At 51.7% G+C, this 18,454-nt stretch carries 19 protein-coding genes; 12 read left to right on the top strand and 7 right to left on the bottom strand.

Annotated features, from left to right (window positions below; all coding sequences use genetic code 11):
• The first annotated feature begins 171 nt into the window (after window positions 1-171).
• Complete coding sequence (metJ, locus tag FCH32_RS21230) at window positions 172-489, top strand: met regulon transcriptional regulator MetJ (RefSeq protein ID WP_003825168.1); 318 nt, start codon at window positions 172-174, stop codon at window positions 487-489.
• Between the two features lie 120 nt (window positions 490-609).
• On the opposite strand, the gene FCH32_RS21225 is transcribed toward metJ, so the two are convergent.
• The 3 genes from FCH32_RS21225 to rpmE all read right to left on the bottom strand — a co-directional run bounded on the left by FCH32_RS21225 (window position 610) and on the right by rpmE (window position 3,356).
• A complete protein-coding gene (locus tag FCH32_RS21225) occupies window positions 610-2,034 on the bottom strand; it encodes an MFS transporter (RefSeq protein WP_174361477.1) in 1,425 nt (474 codons plus the stop codon).
• A gap of 89 nt (window positions 2,035-2,123) precedes the next feature.
• Window positions 2,124-2,804: an oligogalacturonate-specific porin KdgM family protein gene (locus FCH32_RS21220; RefSeq protein ID WP_096758810.1), complete on the bottom strand. Its 681-nt coding sequence runs from the start codon at window positions 2,802-2,804 to the stop codon at window positions 2,124-2,126.
• Between the two features lie 336 nt (window positions 2,805-3,140).
• Window positions 3,141-3,356 (bottom strand): 50S ribosomal protein L31, encoded by a 216-nt coding sequence (rpmE, locus tag FCH32_RS21215; protein ID WP_096758811.1) that lies wholly within the window; start codon window positions 3,354-3,356, stop codon window positions 3,141-3,143.
• 332 nt (window positions 3,357-3,688) lie between these two features.
• On the opposite strand from rpmE, the gene priA reads away from it, so the two are divergent.
• The 7 genes from priA to rraA all read left to right on the top strand — a co-directional run bounded on the left by priA (window position 3,689) and on the right by rraA (window position 11,667).
• Entirely contained in the window at window positions 3,689-5,887 is a 2,199-nt protein-coding gene (gene priA, locus FCH32_RS21210) for a primosomal protein N' (RefSeq protein ID WP_115259756.1), read from the top strand.
• Between the two features lie 156 nt (window positions 5,888-6,043).
• Window positions 6,044-7,069: a DNA-binding transcriptional regulator CytR gene (gene cytR / locus FCH32_RS21205; protein ID WP_096758813.1), complete on the top strand. Its 1,026-nt coding sequence runs from the start codon at window positions 6,044-6,046 to the stop codon at window positions 7,067-7,069.
• A 93-nt stretch (window positions 7,070-7,162) separates the two neighbouring features.
• The gene (gene ftsN, locus FCH32_RS21200) at window positions 7,163-8,128 is read left to right on the top strand and encodes a cell division protein FtsN (RefSeq protein WP_115259758.1); all 966 of its coding nucleotides are present in this window, start codon (window positions 7,163-7,165) and stop codon (window positions 8,126-8,128) included.
• A 92-nt stretch (window positions 8,129-8,220) separates the two neighbouring features.
• Window positions 8,221-8,751 carry an ATP-dependent protease subunit HslV gene (gene hslV / locus FCH32_RS21195; RefSeq protein ID WP_003028805.1) on the top strand — a complete coding sequence of 177 codons (531 nt, stop codon included), beginning with the start codon at window positions 8,221-8,223 and terminating at the stop codon, window positions 8,749-8,751.
• A 9-nt stretch (window positions 8,752-8,760) separates the two neighbouring features.
• Window positions 8,761-10,092, top strand: a complete 1,332-nt coding sequence (gene hslU / locus FCH32_RS21190) for an HslU--HslV peptidase ATPase subunit (protein ID WP_096758815.1) — start codon at window positions 8,761-8,763, stop codon at window positions 10,090-10,092.
• A 67-nt stretch (window positions 10,093-10,159) separates the two neighbouring features.
• On the top strand, window positions 10,160-11,089 hold the full coding sequence (gene menA, locus FCH32_RS21185; protein WP_117343660.1) for a 1,4-dihydroxy-2-naphthoate polyprenyltransferase: 930 nt from the start codon (window positions 10,160-10,162) through the stop codon (window positions 11,087-11,089).
• 92 nt (window positions 11,090-11,181) lie between these two features.
• Window positions 11,182-11,667, top strand: coding sequence for a ribonuclease E activity regulator RraA (gene rraA / locus FCH32_RS21180; protein WP_115259760.1), 486 nt, complete (start codon window positions 11,182-11,184; stop codon window positions 11,665-11,667).
• A gap of 39 nt (window positions 11,668-11,706) precedes the next feature.
• On the opposite strand, the gene FCH32_RS21175 is transcribed toward rraA, so the two are convergent.
• From FCH32_RS21175 to zapB, 3 genes are all read right to left on the bottom strand, one after another.
• On the bottom strand, window positions 11,707-12,096 hold the full coding sequence (locus FCH32_RS21175) for a hypothetical protein (RefSeq protein WP_117343659.1): 390 nt from the start codon (window positions 12,094-12,096) through the stop codon (window positions 11,707-11,709).
• Window positions 12,093-12,761, bottom strand: coding sequence for a hypothetical protein (locus tag FCH32_RS21170; RefSeq protein ID WP_174361476.1), 669 nt, complete (start codon window positions 12,759-12,761; stop codon window positions 12,093-12,095). The genes FCH32_RS21175 and FCH32_RS21170 overlap by 4 nt, the downstream gene beginning before the upstream one ends.
• A 92-nt stretch (window positions 12,762-12,853) precedes the next feature.
• On the bottom strand, window positions 12,854-13,099 hold the full coding sequence (gene zapB, locus FCH32_RS21165) for a septal ring assembly protein ZapB (protein WP_115259761.1): 246 nt from the start codon (window positions 13,097-13,099) through the stop codon (window positions 12,854-12,856).
• Window positions 13,100-13,527: 428 nt separating this feature from the next.
• Here zapB and FCH32_RS21160 point away from each other — a divergent pair, with 428 nt between their 5' ends.
• The 4 genes from FCH32_RS21160 (at window position 13,528) to fpr (ending at window position 17,933) form a co-directional block, all read left to right on the top strand.
• Window positions 13,528-14,373, top strand: a complete 846-nt coding sequence (locus FCH32_RS21160; protein ID WP_096758820.1) for an MIP/aquaporin family protein — start codon at window positions 13,528-13,530, stop codon at window positions 14,371-14,373.
• Between the two features lie 21 nt (window positions 14,374-14,394).
• Complete coding sequence (gene glpK, locus FCH32_RS21155) at window positions 14,395-15,903, top strand: glycerol kinase GlpK (protein ID WP_096758821.1); 1,509 nt, start codon at window positions 14,395-14,397, stop codon at window positions 15,901-15,903.
• 177 nt (window positions 15,904-16,080) lie between these two features.
• On the top strand, window positions 16,081-17,091 hold the full coding sequence (gene glpX / locus FCH32_RS21150) for a class II fructose-bisphosphatase (protein WP_174361475.1): 1,011 nt from the start codon (window positions 16,081-16,083) through the stop codon (window positions 17,089-17,091).
• A 95-nt stretch (window positions 17,092-17,186) separates the two neighbouring features.
• A complete protein-coding gene (fpr, locus tag FCH32_RS21145) occupies window positions 17,187-17,933 on the top strand; it encodes a ferredoxin--NADP(+) reductase (RefSeq protein WP_096758823.1) in 747 nt (248 codons plus the stop codon).
• Between the two features lie 86 nt (window positions 17,934-18,019).
• On the opposite strand, the gene FCH32_RS21140 is transcribed toward fpr, so the two are convergent.
• Entirely contained in the window at window positions 18,020-18,442 is a 423-nt protein-coding gene (locus FCH32_RS21140) for a DUF805 domain-containing protein (RefSeq protein WP_096758824.1), read from the bottom strand.
• Window positions 18,443-18,454: the final 12 nt, after the last annotated feature.

Below are 18,454 nucleotides of genomic sequence, written 5' to 3'. Positions count from 1 at the left end.
TGCGTATAGATTGAGCAAATTCAAAATAGCCGTTAAAATTATATGCATTAGCGTACATCTGCGTCGGCTAACTTCGTGTCAGGGCCGCGCCACTACGATAAACTACGCACAGTTATGGTCCGGGCTCAGGTTCTGGCCTCAAATTTAATGACAAAGAGGATTAAGTATCTCATGGCTGAATGGAGCGGCGAATATATCAGCCCATACGCTGAGCACGGTAAGAAGAGTGAGCAAGTCAAAAAGATTACGGTTTCCATTCCTCTGAAGGTGTTAAAGATCCTTACCGATGAACGCACGCGTCGTCAGGTGAACAACCTGCGCCACGCCACCAACAGCGAACTGCTGTGTGAAGCGTTTCTGCATGCCTTTACCGGACAACCGTTACCCAACGATGACGATCTGCGCAAAGAGCGCAGTGATGAAATCCCGGAAGAAGCCAAGGTAATTATGCGTGAACTGGGGATCAACCCGGAGACGTGGGAGTACTAACTAGTTAAAACGGCGGCTGACGTTGCAAAAGATGAGAAGACGCGGGACTGCTCCCGCCTCTTCTCATCCTGTTTCTCCTAACGCATAACGCGCGATACAGAGCCTCATACCTTCACAAGGTTACTTACTAATACCATTAAGCTTATTCAATGTTTCTTCCATTTTGAGCGTTTCTTTACGGTTCAACGGATAGAAATAAATCAGCACGACCGCCGCCAAAAACAGGCATAAAGCCGGCAAGAGATTCGCCATCGTATAAATATTTTCCTGCACAATGCTGGTTTGCACCGCACCGCCGGTTGATGACGATTGATAACCAATGATCGCCAGCATAAAGCCGCCAATGGCCCCTGCGCACGCCTGACCCACCTTGCGGGCAAAGAAGTTCACGCCATAAACGGTACCATCCTCACGATCGCCGGTGACATACTGGTGGTAGTCGCAAACATCGGTCATGAACGCCCAAATCATCAGGTTGAATAACCCCGCCCCCAGCGTCGCCAGGAACAGGAAAACCAAATAGACTTTCGCGTCGGTGATATGGGTAAAGTACATGATCACGTACATGACCACCGAAAAGAGCAGCGCACCTACGCTGGCTTCTTTCTTACCAAATCGCTTCGTGAGCCAGGATGCCGAGGGTGCCAGCAAAATCAAGGAACCAAAGGTAAACAGTAACGCGACAGACATCGCCTCTTTATTGTGGAAATAGTCATTAAACAGATAGGTCATATTGGTGCCGGAAAGCCCCTGATTAATCACGATCAGCAGATCCACAACAACTAAAACAATCAATGCTTTATTGCGTATCAACCCTTTCAGAAGCACCGACACGGGCATGCTATCTTTTTTTTCCACCCGCACGCGTTCCGTCGTTAAATGGCAGGTCAGCGTTAAAAAGATAAAGCCCAGTATTGCGCAACCAATGGCGATCCAGAAGAAGTGCTGCCCGGAAATCACCTGGCTTCCGTCCACCAGAGTGGTGTACATCAGGATAGGAATAAAAAAGCCGGTTGCCCCGCCGCCGATTGCGGACCCAACGCTGCGGTAGGTTGAAAGCGATACGCGATCTTCCGGGTTAGAGCTAATCGCCGCAGACATGGCACCATAAGGAATACTCACAGTCGATAGCAGTGAGCCGTAAATGAAATAGGATACGCAGATGTAGATAATTTTCGCCGTATAAGAAAAGTCTTGTACAAACGGCAGAAACAGGACGACCGCAATGATACAGAATGGATACTTCATGCGGCGTACCCAAGGGTTAAAACGCCCGTACGCCGTCAGTTTAGACGTATCACATAAGCGCCCTACGCCAACATCGACAAACGCATCAAAGAGTTTGGTCACAAAATAAAGTGAGCCAACAATAACGCCAGAAACACCGAGTACGTTGGTGTAATAAATCATTAAAAAGCTATTCACTAACCCAAGAATAAAACAGGTTCCCAGGTCACCACATAAATAACCAATTTTATCTCTGAATCCGAAAGGTCTGACGGCAATACTGCTATTGCTTCTAATCATAGTTCCATCATTGGACATGATGTCAACTCCTTAGATACACTATTCACGCAAATTATGCTTATATCCCGATACTCAGCGTAATAAACCGATGAGAAGAGTATTAGCGATCAGAAGTTATAACCGAGACCGACACGATAACGGGTCTGACGATCGTCTGTCGTTGTTGTGTTATAACCTGATGAAACATTACCGATTTCAACAAAAGGAACCCAGGAACCTATGTTATAAGCAACCCGGAAGTTATACTCATAATCTTCGCTTTTGTTGTTATATAAATCTTCACTATCGGCAATTTTATAAATGCCGTTCAGTTCAAACATCCAGTTATTGATGTTATAACCAACCCAGGCTTCAGGGCGATAAACCATACGGTCATCTTTACCCTCCGTGTTTCTACGCATGTACTCTTGACGATAGCGGAACGCGGTCCACCAGTTGTCATTGATGTTATACTGCACGCGAATATAAGGCTTATAAATCGTGATGTTATCGCCAGTCTCGATTGCAATACCCGGCTGCCAGGTAAGCCCCTGCGAAGTAAATTGATAGCTTGCTGTATACTCGTTGCCGTTACTTTCCATATTGTTCCACGCATCATTCGATTGCGAGTCATCGGAACGTGAGATAGCTTCGACTGCCACACCAAAACCGGTAGCAAAACGGTGAGACATATAAACACGGTCATAGTTACGGCCATCGTCATAATATTCATGGCGGTAATCAACATAACCTGCGTGTGCAGCTGCAGAGAATAATGGAATAAGTAATAATGCGGAGTTTAATTTCATAAACGTCCCTTCCCATAAACAATTAAGGAATGAATCCATATGACCTCCCTAAAAAGGATAATCAAATTGGATCTATGAATAATTTTAGATTTCCCAAAAATTGTATTTAAGCTGGAGGGACAAAACCTTTTAAATTTTGCCAAAAACTCAAATCAGTGGCAAAGACGTAAAGATAAAAACGATAAAGATCACCAATAGAAACATTTTACCGATAAAATAAAAACGCCGTTTTATTTATGCATTGGTTTTACATTCACCGCAAGCATACATATTTCAGCACTGATTCACAGGTACAAAAAAAGCGCCTTACGGCGCTTTTTTCCGACAGCAAAAAACTTATTTGCTGGTACCCGGTACGCTGAAACGCTTGTTGAAGCGGTCAACACGGCCACCGGTAGCAACATCACGCTGTTTGCCAGTATAGAACGGGTGGCATTTACCGCACACGTCGAGGTTCAGATCGTGACCAACGGTAGAGCGGATTTTCATGACGTTACCGCAAGAGCAGTTTGCAGTAATTTCTTCGTATTTCGGATGAATATCTTTTTTCATGGGGAGAACCTCAGTTAAGGCCGCGTCGCTCTTCCAGCCCTAACGCCAGACACCACGCGATGTTAATTATTCCCCGTCACCTTTCACACTGCTGATGCGTTGCCTGCGTTCACTCACTCTGGTCACATAGTTCACTATGCTCCCAGAGATTCGCTCGCTTGCCGCCTTCCAGCTGCGCGAAACTCTCGGGTAATGGTCAGTATTTGACGCAATCAATTTGCATCAAAGGCGGCGAATCATACAGAAATTAGCCTGCTCATGCAAACTGATCCGCATTCCGCTCCTCACTAATGTGTATACTAACCCGCCAGAATTCAAGTCAGGATGATTCAATGCCCGTTGCTCACGTTGCCTTACCCGTCCCGCTACCCCGCACCTTTGACTACCTCTTACCGGAAGGTATGAGCGCCAAAGCCGGGTGTCGCGTGCGTGTACCCTTTGGCAAACAGCAAGAACGCATTGGCATTGTCCTGTCAGTTAGCGAGAACAGCGAACTGCCGCGGAGCGAACTAAAAGCGGTCATTGAGGTGCTGGACAGCGAACCGGTCTATTCGACCTCCGTCTGGCGCTTACTGCTGTGGGCCGCAGATTATTACCATCATCCCATTGGTGACGTGCTGTTTCACGCCCTGCCGATGCTACTGCGCCAGGGGCGTCCCGCCACCAACACGCCAATGTGGTACTGGTTTGCCACCGAAGAAGGCCATGCCACTGACCTGAACAACCTGAAACGCTCACCGAAGCAGCAGCAGGCGCTGGCAGCACTGCGACAGGGAAAAATCTGGCGGGATCAGGTGGCCGACCTCGAATTTAATGATGCGGCATTGCAGGCGCTACGCAAAAAAGGTCTGTGCTCCCTGGCAAGCGAAACGCCTGGATTCAGTGACTGGCGCACGCACTACGCCGTCTCTGGCGAGCGTTTAAGGCTGAATACCGAACAAGCCACCGCCGTTGGAGCTATTCACAGCGCATCGGACAGCTTTAGCGCCTGGCTACTCGCCGGCGTCACAGGCTCTGGCAAAACGGAAGTCTATTTAAGCGTACTGGAAAATGTCCTCGCTCAGGGCAAGCAGGCGCTGGTGATGGTGCCGGAAATAGGCCTGACGCCGCAAACCATCGCCCGCTTTCGTGAACGCTTCAATGCTCCGGTCGAAGTCCTGCACTCTGGTTTAAATGACAGCGAACGTCTTTCTGCATGGCTGAAAGCAAAAAACGGTGAAGCAGCAATTGTCATCGGTACCCGCTCATCGCTGTTCACCCCGTTTAAAAACCTCGGCGTAATTGTCATCGACGAAGAACATGACAGCTCCTATAAACAGCAGGAAGGCTGGCGCTATCACGCCCGCGACCTGGCGGTTTACCGTGCGCACAGCGAGCAGATCCCGATTATCCTCGGCTCAGCCACACCGGCGCTGGAAACGCTGTGCAACGTACGACAAAAAAAATATCGCATGTTGCGCCTGACGCGTCGCGCCGGAAATGCCCGTCCCGCGACGCAGCACGTGCTGGATCTGAAAGGTCAGCAGGTACAGGCCGGACTGGCCCCGGCGCTGATCGCCCGCATGCGTCAGCATCTGCAGGCTGATAACCAGGTTATCTTGTTTCTTAATCGCCGGGGTTTTGCCCCTGCGTTGTTGTGCCACGACTGCGGCTGGATTGCTGAATGTCCACGCTGCGATCACTACTACACGCTGCATCAGGCGCAGCATCATCTGCGCTGCCACCACTGCGACAGCCAGCGCCCGATACCGCGTCAGTGCCCTTCCTGCGGCTCTACGCATATGGTACCGGTTGGACTCGGCACCGAGCAGCTCGAACAGGCCTTAGCGCCGTTCTTTCCCGGCGTGCCGATTTCACGTATCGATCGCGATACCACCAGCCGTAAAGGGGCGCTTGAGCAGCATCTGGCGGAGGTCCATCGCGGCGGAGCACGCATTCTTATCGGGACGCAAATGCTGGCGAAAGGCCACCACTTCCCGGACGTCACGCTGGTGGCGCTGCTGGATGTGGATGGGGCATTATTCTCTGCTGACTTCCGCTCCGCAGAGCGCTTTGCCCAGCTCTATACCCAGGTATCCGGGCGCGCAGGACGTGCCGGGAAACAGGGCGAAGTGGTATTGCAGACGCATCACCCTGAACATCCGTTGCTGCAAACCTTATTGCATAAAGGCTATGACGCCTTTGCCGAGCAGGCACTGGCCGAGCGACAAACGTTGCAACTCCCACCGTGGACCAGCCACGTGATCGTGCGGGCAGAAGATCACAACAACCAGCAGGCACCGCTGTTTTTACAACAGTTACGTAATCTGATTCAGGCCAGCCCGCTGGCCGACGATAAGCTGTGGGTATTGGGCCCGGTTCCCGCGCTGGCCCCCAAACGTGGCGGTCGCTATCGCTGGCAAATTTTGTTGCAACATCCGTCACGAATTCGACTGCAGCATATCGTCAGCGGCACGCTGGCGTTGATCAATACCCTGCCCGAAGCACGCAAGGTCAAATGGGTGCTGGATGTCGATCCCATTGAGGGATAAGCCCTCATGATGCGAGGCGGATCGTAAAATTAAATATCCATCACACTTTTTATGAAAATTCTGTAACTGCTTCGATTCACTATCTGATAAAAATGTTTCAGATGAAGGTTACCCAGGGACAGAGCTGCTCCAGCAGCGCCCTGGCGAGGAGAAAGAGTGAAACCGAACAAGCAGGTCACTGCCGCAACGATGAAAGATGTTGCCCTGAAGGCGAAGGTCTCCACGGCAACCGTTTCCCGTGCATTGATGAATCCAGACAAAGTCTCTCAATCAACCCGTAACAAGGTTGAGCAGGCCGCTCTGGAAGTAGGATATTTACCGCAGTCAATGGGCCGCAACGTTAAGCGTAATGAATCACGTACCATCCTGGTCATCGTCCCGGATATTTGCGATCCCTTTTTCAGCGAAGTCATTCGCGGCATAGAAGTCACCGCCGCCGAGCAGGGTTATCTGGTGCTGATCGGCGATTGCGCGCATCAGAACCAGCAGGAAAAGACCTTTCTTAACCTCATTATTACCAAGCAAATTGACGGCATGGTGCTGCTCAGCTCACGCCTGCCATTTGATGCCAGCGTAGAAGAACAGCGCAATTTACCGCCGATGGTGATGTCCAATGAGTTCGCGCCTGAGCTGGAACTGCCCACCGTTCACATTGATAACCTCACCGCCGCCTTTAACGCGATGAACTATCTGCTGGAGTTGGGGCACAAACGCATCGGCTGTATCGCCGGACCAGAAGATATGCCACTGTGCCACTATCGCCTGCAAGGTTACGTTCAGGCGTTACGTCGCAGTGGGATTACCGTCGATCCGCATTTTATTGCGCGCGGCGATTTTACCTACGAAGCGGGGGCTAACGCGCTAAAACAACTGCTTGAACAGCCTCAACCACCGACAGCCGTCTTTTGCCACAGCGACGTCATGGCGCTGGGCGCACTTTCCTACGCCAAACGCCAGGGACTGAAAGTGCCTGACGACCTGTCGATTATTGGCTTTGATAACATTTCACTGACGGAATATTGTGATCCACCGCTGACAACCGTCGCACAGCCGCGTTTCGATATCGGACGTGAGGCTATGCTGTTACTGCTCGATCAACTCCAGGGGCAAAATGTCAGCAGCGGGTCACGTTTACTGGACTGTGAACTCATTATTCGGGGCACCACCCGGGCACTGACGTAAAGTAAAGTGCTTTCGGACTCCCCTGTCTGGTCAAAGGCCCGCCGCTTAAGTAACATGGCGGGCTGACGAACGAATAAATACAGCGAAACGATAGTGGCACAACGAGATTATGTACGTCGCGGCCAACCGGCACCTTCGCGGCGCAAAAAGAGCACCTCACGGAATAAGCAACGCAATACGCCTGCGGTGTCACCCGCGATGGTCGCTATTGCAGCAGCCGTACTCGTGACCTTTATCGGTGGTCTGTACTTCATTACGCATCACAAGAAAGAAGAGTCCGAGACGCTGCAAAACCAGAAAGTTACCGGCAATGGCATTCCGCCGAAGCCGGAAGAACGCTGGCGATACATCAAAGAACTTGAAAGCCGTCAACCAGGCGTGCGCGCACCAACCGAACCCTCTGCGGGCGGTGAAGTGCTGAATGCCGATCAGCTGACCAATGAGCAGCGCCAGTTGCTGGCGCAAATGCAGGCTGATATGCGTCAGCAGCCTACTCAGCTCAACGAAGTTCCGTGGAATGAGCAAACGCCTGCGCAGCGCCAGCAAACGCTGCAGCGTCAGCGTCAGGTGCAGCAACAGCAATGGAGCAACGCGCAGCAGCAGGCTCAGCAGCCACGCCCTCGGGCAACGGAGCAGCCTCAGCAGCAGCAAACACGTACCGCACAAGCCGCGCCGGTGCAGCAGCCTCGTCAAACGCAGCCCAAACCTGCGGCCCAACAGCCATACCAGGATCTGCTGCAGACGCCTGCACATACTGCTGCCGCTCAGCCGAAGACGCAGCCAGCAGCACCGATTACCGAAGTGCCGAAGCAGACTGCTGAGAAAAAAGATGAGCGCCGCTGGATGGTGCAGTGTGGGTCGTTTAAAGGGGCTGAACAGGCAGAAACCGTGCGTGCACAGCTGGCTTTTGAGGGCTTTAACTCCCGTATTACCACCAACAACGGCTGGAATCGCGTGGTTATTGGCCCACTCAAAGGCAAAGAAAACGCTGACAACACCATCAGCCGTTTGAAAGTAGCGGGTCACACAAACTGTATTCGACTGTCTGCCGGGGGTTGAAACCCCCAAAATCCCCCCCATCTATACTTGCATTACGCCCCGTACATCTGTGCGGGGCCTGAATTCCGTATTTGTAACCAAGGGGTCTGCTCGTGACAACAATAGTAAGCGTACGCCGTAACGGCCATGTGGTAATCGCCGGTGATGGTCAGGCCACACTGGGTAACACCGTAATGAAAGGCAACGTGAAAAAAGTCCGCCGTCTGTACAACGACAAAGTCATCGCGGGCTTTGCGGGCGGCACTGCGGATGCATTCACGCTGTTTGAACTGTTTGAACGCAAACTTGAAATGCATCAGGGTCACCTGGTGAAAGCTGCCGTTGAGCTGGCGAAGGACTGGCGTACCGACCGTATGCTGCGCAAACTCGAAGCGCTGCTGGCTGTTGCCGATGAGACTGCATCACTCATCATTACCGGTAATGGCGATGTCATTCAGCCAGAAAACGATCTGATTGCCATCGGCTCCGGCGGTCCCTACGCCCAGGCTGCGGCACGTGCTCTGCTTGAAAACACCGAGCTTGGTGCCCGCGAGATTGCTGAGAAAGCGTTGGATATTGCAGGGGATATCTGCATTTATACCAACCACTTCCATACCATCGAAGAATTGAACTCCAAAGCGTAAGGATCCCCCATGTCTGAAATGACCCCACGCGAAATTGTCAGCGAACTGAACAAACACATCATCGGCCAGGATAACGCCAAGCGTTCCGTGGCGATTGCTCTGCGTAACCGCTGGCGCCGCATGCAGCTCGACGAAGAGCTGCGCCATGAAGTTACGCCAAAAAACATTCTGATGATTGGCCCAACCGGCGTCGGTAAAACCGAAATCGCCCGTCGTCTGGCAAAACTAGCCAACGCACCGTTCATCAAAGTTGAAGCCACGAAATTCACCGAAGTCGGCTATGTGGGTAAGGAAGTTGACTCCATCATCCGCGATCTGACAGATGCTGCCATTAAAATGGTCCGCGTCCAGGCGATCGAGAAAAACCGCTTCCGCGCCGAAGAAATGGCGGAAGAACGTATTCTCGACGTACTGATCCCACCAGCTAAAAATAACTGGGGACAGTCTGAACAGCCTCAGGAACCTTCCGCTGCACGTCAGGCATTCCGTAAAAAACTGCGTGAAGGCCAACTGGACGACAAAGAGATTGAAATTGATCTCGCCGCTGCGCCGATGGGCGTAGAAATTATGGCACCTCCTGGCATGGAAGAGATGACCAGCCAGCTGCAGTCCATGTTCCAGAACCTGGGCGGCCAGAAACAAAAACCGCGTAAGCTGAAAATCAAAGAAGCCATGAAGCTGTTGATTGAAGAAGAAGCGGCGAAGCTGGTAAACCCGGAAGAACTGAAGCAAGACGCTATCGACGCCGTTGAGCAGCACGGGATCGTGTTTATCGACGAAATCGACAAAATCTGTAAGCGCGGTGAATCCTCCGGTCCGGACGTGTCCCGTGAAGGCGTGCAGCGCGACCTGCTGCCGCTGGTCGAAGGCTGCACCGTCTCGACCAAGCACGGCATGGTGAAAACAGATCACATTCTGTTTATCGCTTCCGGCGCGTTCCAGGTGGCGAAACCGTCCGACCTGATCCCGGAACTGCAGGGTCGTCTGCCAATTCGTGTAGAATTGCAGGCACTGACCACCAGCGATTTTGAGCGTATCCTGACTGAGCCTAACGCCTCTATCACCGTCCAGTACAAAGCACTGATGGCAACTGAGGGCGTTAATATTGAGTTCACGGAAGATGGCATTAAGCGCATCGCTCAGGCCGCCTGGCAGGTCAACGAAACCACCGAGAACATCGGTGCCCGTCGTCTGCACACCGTGCTTGAGCGTCTGATGGAAGATATTTCCTATGATGCGAGCGATTTAAACGGCCAAAGCATCACAATTGATGCCGAATATGTGAGCAAACATCTGGATGCGCTGGTCGCAGATGAAGATCTGAGCCGTTTTATCCTATAATCGCGTTCAATGCATTTTCATCACTGTTGATGGGGCTGATAAAGCCCCATTTTTATTGGCGCTAAATATGACTGAACAACAACAAATTAGCCGCTCACAAGCCTGGCTGGAAAGTTTACGACCTAAGACCTTACCGCTCGCCTTCGCGGCGATCATCGTCGGTACGGCATTAGCATGGTGGCAAGGGTATTTCGATCCGCTGGTGGCTCTGCTGGCATTGATAACGGCGGGGCTGCTGCAAATCCTGTCCAATCTCGCAAACGACTATGGCGATGCTGTCAAAGGCAGCGACAAGCCTGACCGCATTGGACCGCTGCGTGGCATGCAAAAAGGGGTGATCACCCAACAGCAGATGAAGCGCGCATTAATGGTCACCGTGGCCTTAATTTGCCTGTCCGGCCTGGCACTAGTGGCGGTGGCCTGCCACACGATGGCTGATTTTGTCGGCTTCCTGGTGCTCGGTGGCCTGTCGATTATCGCGGCGATCACCTATACCGTCGGCAATCGCCCCTATGGCTACATCGGCCTCGGTGATATTTCCGTGCTGGTTTTCTTCGGCTGGCTGAGCGTGATGGGCAGTTGGTATCTGCAGGCCCATACGCTGATCCCCGCGCTAATCCTGCCAGCCACCGCCTGCGGTCTGCTGGCTACCGCCGTACTCAACGTCAATAACCTGCGTGATATCAACAGCGACAGGGAGAACGGTAAAAACACGCTGGTAGTGCGTCTGGGGGCCGTGAATGCACGTCGTTACCATGCCTGCCTGCTAATGGGGACGCTGGTTTGCCTGGCACTGTTTAATCTGTTTTCGCTGCAAAGTCTGTGGGGATGGCTGTTCATCCTGGCCGCTCCGCTGCTGATTAAGCAGGCGCGATACGTAATGCGTGAAATGGATCCGGCAGCAATGCGTCCGATGCTGGAACGCACCGTAAAAGCGGCACTGTTAACTAACCTGCTGTTTGTGGTTGGAATTTTCCTAAGCCAGTGGTCTGTTTAACTGACAAATATCAATTAACAATTGATGATTTTGCCAACAGTACACATAGCGCGATATACTAAAAATTCTCGCAGCAACTGAACGTTGAGCCTATGAAATACGATACATCCGAGCTTTGTGACATCTACCAGGAAGATGTCAACGTCGTGGAACCACTGTTCTCTAACTTTGGGGGACGGTCGTCGTTTGGCGGACAAATCACCACGGTAAAATGTTTCGAGGACAACGGGTTGCTGTACGATCTGCTCGAACAAAATGGCCGTGGTCGCATTCTGCTGGTCGATGGCGGCGGCTCTGTCCGTCGTGCTCTGGTTGATGCCGAACTGGCGCGGCTGGCGGTACAGAATGAATGGGAAGGTCTGGTCATCTACGGTTCAGTACGCCAGGTAGACGATCTGGAAGAACTGGACATCGGTATCCAGGCAATTGCCGCTATTCCGGTGGGTGCCGCAGGTGAAGGCATTGGAGAAAGCGATGTGCGCGTCAACTTCGGTGGCGTGACGTTCTTCTCCGGCGACCACCTGTACGCCGACAATACCGGGATGATCCTCTCCGAAGACCCGCTCGATATCGAGTAATCGAAAAAGGCCATCAGCAAATTTGATGGCCTTTTATTTTCATTCATCCGATTTGTAGTGGATGACTTTCACATCATAATTCCCAGCCCTAGCTTCAACAACGACACTCATCATCTCGCGACTTGCAGGATAAGATTCAATGTATGCGTTTAATTTTTCCTCTGCTCTCTGAACATCACTCTTTGGTATCCCCGTAAAAACTATTTCACTGCGTTGAAGATGGCTACCTTCATCTGCATGGCTTACAAAAAACCAGTCGCTGGATACCCTTGGAACCTGTTTAAGAGGTTCTGGCGTTAACAGCTGATAAATTAATAAATTCTTCTGCGCATAGTTTTTTTTTGTAAAAATGCTCGCCATGAAATAACAATACAACAGCGCAAAGAAAATCATAAAACCAATAATAATACCTGATATACGAGACATCATATGCGGAGTTCCCAAACATAATCAGGATTTGCAACAGGTTTTATTACATCCATAAATAAAGGTAACTCCCCTGAATAGGGTTCATGTTTCGTCCCCTTATCTAAAGGATCGGGAAACAGTAACGGAATGACGCTTTTATTCTTAAATTCACCAACCGGACCATAGAAGTCCCATATCCGATAAGCCTTTTCTTTCGAGCATATCTGAAGATAAGAGGTGTAATCTGCGTAATGTACTGCTTGGTAAAAACCAAATAAATTCGATACCAAATCTTCGGCACTATAGCCACTATCAGTTAAATAAACGTAAGGCCAAAAATCCTGTAAGGATTCAAAGCGATGTGACGTACTTAAGAATATCGATAAAGCAACACCTTGCAGAGTTCGTTCCTGCAATCCTCGTCGCACCATGAATCTACGATATATGCCAGTATTAATATTTAGGCCATGAATGCTTTTGGACATACTTTGATGATAATTTACTTCATAAAATTCGCTATCACCACCACGAGCCCTTGTCATTTCAAACCAGAGCTTTTCAGCTCCAGCCGGATTGGCATGACCTAAATCAATCCATCCTAGATTCTCTGTATAGATAAGACCGTATCTAATATCTCTGGTGATAAATCGATCCGAATTATCAATAATATCATTTCTTTTTGTCATATCGTATTCTTTGAAATTTGAGAATTACGATATCCTAAAGTCTACATAGTAAAAAGGCATCCATAATGGATGCCTTTCTCAAGAAATCAGAATTAGACTTCTTCCATACGCCCCAGGAGAGCATGCAGACGATCCTGCCAGCCGCTCTGCTGTTCTTTCAGGCTGTTGTTCTCACGCTCCAGCTCTTCACGCTGCTGCTGTGCAGACTGAACTTCCTGCGACAGTGAGTTGTTTTTTTCTTTCAGCTCTTCGATTTCCATCTGCAACAGCGTGATGGTATCAATCGCCTGCTGTACTTTTGCTTCCAGTTTCTCAAACACTTCTAATGACATCGTCATACCTCTCCTGAATTGCAAGGCGTTGATGGATAAAAATCCTCGTCCCGATAACGGTGACGCCTTAATAAAAACGCGCGTTCTCTACTTAGCACCGATTGTATGAAGCCGCGCCATCCCTGTCCAGCAGCATCCCGCGTAGATTGCGGTTTGCAACACTTTTAATCCTTGTCCTGGCGACAAACACCCTATAGCTCAAAAGTGTTAACATATTGGTTAATGAAATGATTCAGCTCACACTAGTTATGTATTACAAATACCTCGTTATGGCGCGAAAACGCTCATTTTGTTGATGCAGCACACACATTTTAATTTCGATATTTCTCGTTTTTGCTCGTTAACGATAAATTAACAGTGTGCCTACCGGGCTCCGGGGATGTCAGTGACCTTCTCGCACACAATAAACATTAATCTCTCTTCAGGATCCGATTATGAGTCAAACATCAACCTTGAAAGGCCAGTGCATTGCTGAATTCCTCGGTACCGGGTTGTTGATTTTCTTCGGTGTGGGCTGTGTTGCTGCACTCAAAGTCGCTGGGGCGACTTTTGGGCAGTGGGAAATCAGTATCATCTGGGGTCTGGGGGTAGCGATGGCTATCTATCTGACGGCAGGCGTTTCTGGTGCACACCTGAATCCGGCGGTCACAATCGCACTTTGGCTGTTTGCCTGCTTTGATAAGCGTAAAGTCGTACCTTTTATCATTTCACAAATTGCCGGCGCCTTTTGCGCAGCGGCTTTGGTTTACGGGCTTTATTACAATCTTTTCATCGATTTCGAACAAACCAACCATATCGTGCGCGGTAGCGCTGAAAGCCTCAATCTGGCAGGGACATTCTCAACATATCCAAACCCGCATATCAATTTTGTGCAGGCCTTCGCAGTTGAAATGGTCATTACCGCTATTCTGATGGGGCTGATTTTGGCACTGACCGACGATGGTAACGGTGTGCCACGTGGTCCACTGGCGCCGCTGCTGATCGGTTTATTGATCGCAGTTATTGGTGCCTCTATGGGACCACTGACCGGTTTTGCAATGAACCCGGCACGTGACTTCGGACCGAAACTCTTCGCCTGGATGGCTGGATGGGGTGAGATTGCCTTCACGGGCGGTCGCGATATTCCTTACTTCCTGGTACCGGTGTTTGGCCCGATTACCGGCGCGATTTTGGGCGCATGGGCATATCGCAAACTGATTGGTCGCCATTTGCCGTGCGATGTCTGCGCGATTGAAGAGAAAGACGTCGCGGCCAACACTCAACAAAAAGCTTCGCAGTAATGTGACTACGGGACAAAAATCATGACTGAAAAAAAATATATCGTTGCGCTCGACCAGGGCACTACCAGCTCCCGCGCGGTCGTAATGGACCACGATGCAAATATTGTTAGCGTTTCACAACGCGAATTCGAGCAAATCTACCCGAAAGCCGGTTGGGTAGAACACGACCCGATGGAAATTTGGGCGACTCAAAGCTCTACGCTGGTAGAAGTGCTGGCGAAAGCCGATATCAGTTCCGACGAAATTGCCGCGATCGGGATTACCAACCAGCGCGAAACCACTATCGTCTGGGAGCGTGAAACCGGTAAACCTATCTATAACGCCATTGTCTGGCAGTGTCGTCGTACCGCGGATATTTGCGAGAAACTTAAGCGCGACGGTATGGAAGACTATGTCCGTAACAACACCGGGCTGGTCATTGACCCGTACTTCTCTGGCACCAAAGTGAAGTGGATCCTCGACCACGTAGAGGGCTCGCGTGAGCGCGCTCGTCGCGGCGAACTGTTGTTTGGTACCGTGGACACCTGGCTTATCTGGAAAATGACTCAGGGGCGCGTACACGTAACGGATTACACCAACGCCTCACGTACCATGCTGTTCAACATCCATACCCTGGACTGGGACGACAAAATGCTGGACGCGCTGGACGTCCCGCGTGCCATGCTGCCGGAAGTGCGTCGTTCTTCTGAAGTCTACGGTCAGACCAACATTGGCGGTAAAGGCGGCACGCGTATTCCTATCTCGGGTATCGCGGGTGACCAGCAGGCCGCACTGTTCGGTCAGCTGTGCGTGAAAGAAGGGATGGCGAAAAACACCTACGGCACCGGCTGCTTCATGCTGATGAATACCGGCGAGAAAGCCGTGAAGTCTGAAAACGGGCTGCTGACCACCATCGCCTGCGGTCCGACCGGGGAAGTAAACTATGCGCTGGAAGGCGCGGTGTTTATGGCCGGCGCATCCATTCAGTGGCTGCGTGATGAAATGAAACTCATCAGCGATGCGTTCGACTCCGAATACTTCGCCACCAAAGTGAAGGACACCAACGGTGTGTACGTCGTTCCGGCATTCACCGGTCTGGGTGCGCCATACTGGGACCCGTATGCGCGTGGTGCCATCTTTGGCCTGACCCGTGGCGTTAACTCCAACCACATCATCCGTGCAACGCTTGAGTCTATCGCTTATCAGACCCGTGACGTGCTGGAAGCAATGCAGGCCGACTCCGGTATTCGTCTGCACGCGCTGCGTGTCGACGGTGGCGCGGTCGCCAACAACTTCCTGATGCAGTTCCAGTCCGACATTCTTGGCACCCGCGTTGAGCGCCCGGAAGTACGTGAAGTGACTGCACTGGGTGCCGCATACCTGGCAGGTCTGGCCGTTGGCTTCTGGCAAAACCTGGATGAACTGCAGGAAAAAGCGGTCATCGAGCGTGAATTCCGCCCAGGCATCGAAACCACCGAACGTAACTTCCGTTACAGCGGCTGGAAAAAAGCGGTTAAACGCGCCCTGGCGTGGGAAGACCACGAAGAGTAACCCGTCATTGCCGGATGGCACGGCCTACTGATACGAATCTGACGTAGGCCGGATAAGACGCGTTAGCGTCGCCATCCAGCAATATCTTCGTGCGGGGCAATCCCGCACACACATCAATAATCCCGCCCTCTCCCCTGTGCTACACTTCGCGCCATTCCTTTCTGCTACGAGTTTGCAATGAGACGAGAACTTGCCATTGAATTTTCACGCGTAACCGAAGCGGCAGCGCTGGCTGGCTATAAATGGCTGGGACGCGGCGATAAAAATACCGCCGACGGCGCAGCGGTGCACGCCATGCGTATTATGCTCAACCAGGTCAATATTGACGGCACCATCGTGATTGGCGAAGGTGAAATTGATGAAGCGCCGATGCTGTTTATCGGTGAGAAAGTCGGTACCGGTCACGGCGATGCCGTAGACATTGCGGTCGACCCTATCGAAGGTACGCGCATGACGGCAATGGGCCAGGCGAATGCGCTGGCGGTCCTCGCAGTTGGTGACAAAGGCTGTTTCCTCAACGCGCCAGATATGTACATGGAGAAGTTGATTGTCGGCCCTGGAGCCAAAGGGGCTATCGACCTGAACCTGCCGCTGGAAACAAACCTACGTAATGTCGCCGCCGCACTCAACAAGCCGCTCGGCGATCTGACCGTGACGATTCTGGCCAAACCTCGCCACGATGAGGTTATCGCAGAGATGGCGAAGCTTGGCGTTCGCGTGTTCGCCATTCCCGATGGCGACGTCGCAGCCTCCATTCTGACCTGTATGCCAGACAGCGAAGTTGACGTGCTGTACGGCATTGGCGGCGCACCGGAAGGTGTCGTTTCTGCCGCCGTCATCCGCGCGCTGGACGGCGACATGCAGGGTCGTTTGCTGGCACGTCATGACGTCAAAGGCGACAGCGAAGAAAACCGCCGTATCGGCGAACAGGAACTGGCCCGCTGCCAGGCGATGGGCATTGAAGCCGGTAAAGTGCTGCGTCTGGACGAAATGGCACGTAGCGATAACGTTATCTTCTCCGCCACCGGGATCACCAAAGGTGATCTGTTGGATGGAATCAGCCGTAAGGGCAATATCGCCACCACCGAAACGCTGCTGATCCGCGGCAAGTCGCGCACGATCCGTCGTATTCAATCCATCCACTACCTTGATCGCAAAGATCCTGATGTGCAGGCGCATATCCTGTAACAAATTTGTTTGATTGAGCCTTCCAGTCCTTCGGGGCTGGAAATCTTTCGTGCAACGAACGAAGATAAGGCAATCAAAGCAGACAGGAGGACACCATGGCAGATTGGGTAACAGGCAAAGTCACTAAGGTACAGAACTGGACCGACGCCCTGTTTAGTTTGACCGTGCGCGCGCCGGTTCTCCCCTTCACTGCGGGTCAGTTCACTAAGCTTGGTCTGGAGATCGACGGCGAACGCGTCCAGCGCGCCTATTCCTACGTGAATGCACCAGACAACCCCGATTTAGAGTTTTATCTGGTGACAGTGCCTGACGGGAAGCTGAGTCCACGTCTGGCCGCGCTAAAACCTGGCGATGACGTACAGGTGGTCAGTGAAGCCGCGGGTTTCTTTGTGCTGGATGAAGTCCCCGATTGCGATACGCTGTGGATGCTGGCAACCGGCACGGCGATCGGCCCGTACTTATCCATTCTGCAACTGGGCAAAGATGTCGATCGCTTTAAAAATCTGGTGCTGGTCCATGCTGCCCGTTATGCCGCCGATTTAAGCTACCTGCCGCTGATGCAGGCGCTGGAAAAGCGTTACGAAGGGAAATTACGTATTCAGACCGTCGTCAGCCGTGAAACAGCTGCAGGTTCGCTTACTGGCCGCGTTCCCGCACTGATTGAAAGCGGTGAGCTGGAAAAAGCAGTCGGTCTGCCGATGGATACCGCCACCAGCCATGTGATGCTCTGTGGGAACCCACAGATGGTACGCGATACCCAGCAGTTGCTGAAAGATACCCGGCAGATGACCAAACACCTGCGTCGCCGACCGGGCCATATGACCGCTGAGCATTACTGGTAAGGGTGTTTGCCTGAAGTCACTTTTGCCGGATGGTGGCTTCGCCTTATCCGGCCTACGGGTGACACTTTCGCCATCTGGCATTGTATTCACGCTTTGTACTTCACGTCCTGCGTATCCTTACCAAACTTATTCTCGCCCTGGGTGCCAACAAACGCGCCCAGGTCAATCAGCATGCCGACCAGAATCAACGTGGGGACAAAGCGTCCGACGACCCACGGCAAGACGCTGGGTAACATCGTCCAATTTCCTGCCAGCAGCATCCACGCCAGAATCATCAATAGCGCCCATGCGCCAGAGCGTCCCCGGTCATGCAGGCGTTTTACCGTCACCGCCGCTGTCGGCCATAACAAGCACACCAGGCAAAAAGCCGCTGTCTGAATATCGAGAAGTTTTTTACTCGCCAGCGAGAACAGAACCAGCATACCGACAATCCAGAGGCCGACCCAAATCCAGAAATCACGGCGTCCAATACGCCCTTTAATTGAGAATAACCACTGCTGTATGGTCATGTAAGTTCCTTT

This window comes from Citrobacter gillenii (assembly GCF_013337685.1).
Taxonomy (GTDB): Bacteria; Pseudomonadota; Gammaproteobacteria; order Enterobacterales; family Enterobacteriaceae; genus Citrobacter; species Citrobacter gillenii.
Note: the sequence above shows the minus strand (reverse complement) of the source record. Positions and strands in the feature narration are given on the sequence as shown.

Bases quoted from the DNA above. Each gene is read 5' to 3' on its own strand.
- metJ (WP_003825168.1), top strand. From the start codon at position 172: ATGGCTGAATGGAGCGGCGAATATATCAGCCCATACGCTGAGCACGGT.
- FCH32_RS21225 (WP_174361477.1), bottom strand. From the start codon at position 2,034: ATGTCCAATGATGGAACTATGATTAGAAGCAATAGCAGTATTGCCGTC.
- FCH32_RS21220 (WP_096758810.1), bottom strand. From the start codon at position 2,804: ATGAAATTAAACTCCGCATTATTACTTATTCCATTATTCTCTGCAGCT.
- rpmE (WP_096758811.1), bottom strand. From the start codon at position 3,356: ATGAAAAAAGATATTCATCCGAAATACGAAGAAATTACTGCAAACTGC.
- priA (WP_115259756.1), top strand. From the start codon at position 3,689: ATGCCCGTTGCTCACGTTGCCTTACCCGTCCCGCTACCCCGCACCTTT.
- hslU (WP_096758815.1), top strand. From the start codon at position 8,761: ATGTCTGAAATGACCCCACGCGAAATTGTCAGCGAACTGAACAAACAC.
- menA (WP_117343660.1), top strand. From the start codon at position 10,160: ATGACTGAACAACAACAAATTAGCCGCTCACAAGCCTGGCTGGAAAGT.
- rraA (WP_115259760.1), top strand. From the start codon at position 11,182: ATGAAATACGATACATCCGAGCTTTGTGACATCTACCAGGAAGATGTC.
- FCH32_RS21175 (WP_117343659.1), bottom strand. From the start codon at position 12,096: ATGATGTCTCGTATATCAGGTATTATTATTGGTTTTATGATTTTCTTT.
- FCH32_RS21170 (WP_174361476.1), bottom strand. From the start codon at position 12,761: ATGACAAAAAGAAATGATATTATTGATAATTCGGATCGATTTATCACC.
- zapB (WP_115259761.1), bottom strand. From the start codon at position 13,099: ATGACGATGTCATTAGAAGTGTTTGAGAAACTGGAAGCAAAAGTACAG.
- FCH32_RS21160 (WP_096758820.1), top strand. From the start codon at position 13,528: ATGAGTCAAACATCAACCTTGAAAGGCCAGTGCATTGCTGAATTCCTC.
- glpK (WP_096758821.1), top strand. From the start codon at position 14,395: ATGACTGAAAAAAAATATATCGTTGCGCTCGACCAGGGCACTACCAGC.
- glpX (WP_174361475.1), top strand. From the start codon at position 16,081: ATGAGACGAGAACTTGCCATTGAATTTTCACGCGTAACCGAAGCGGCA.
- fpr (WP_096758823.1), top strand. From the start codon at position 17,187: ATGGCAGATTGGGTAACAGGCAAAGTCACTAAGGTACAGAACTGGACC.
- FCH32_RS21140 (WP_096758824.1), bottom strand. From the start codon at position 18,442: ATGACCATACAGCAGTGGTTATTCTCAATTAAAGGGCGTATTGGACGC.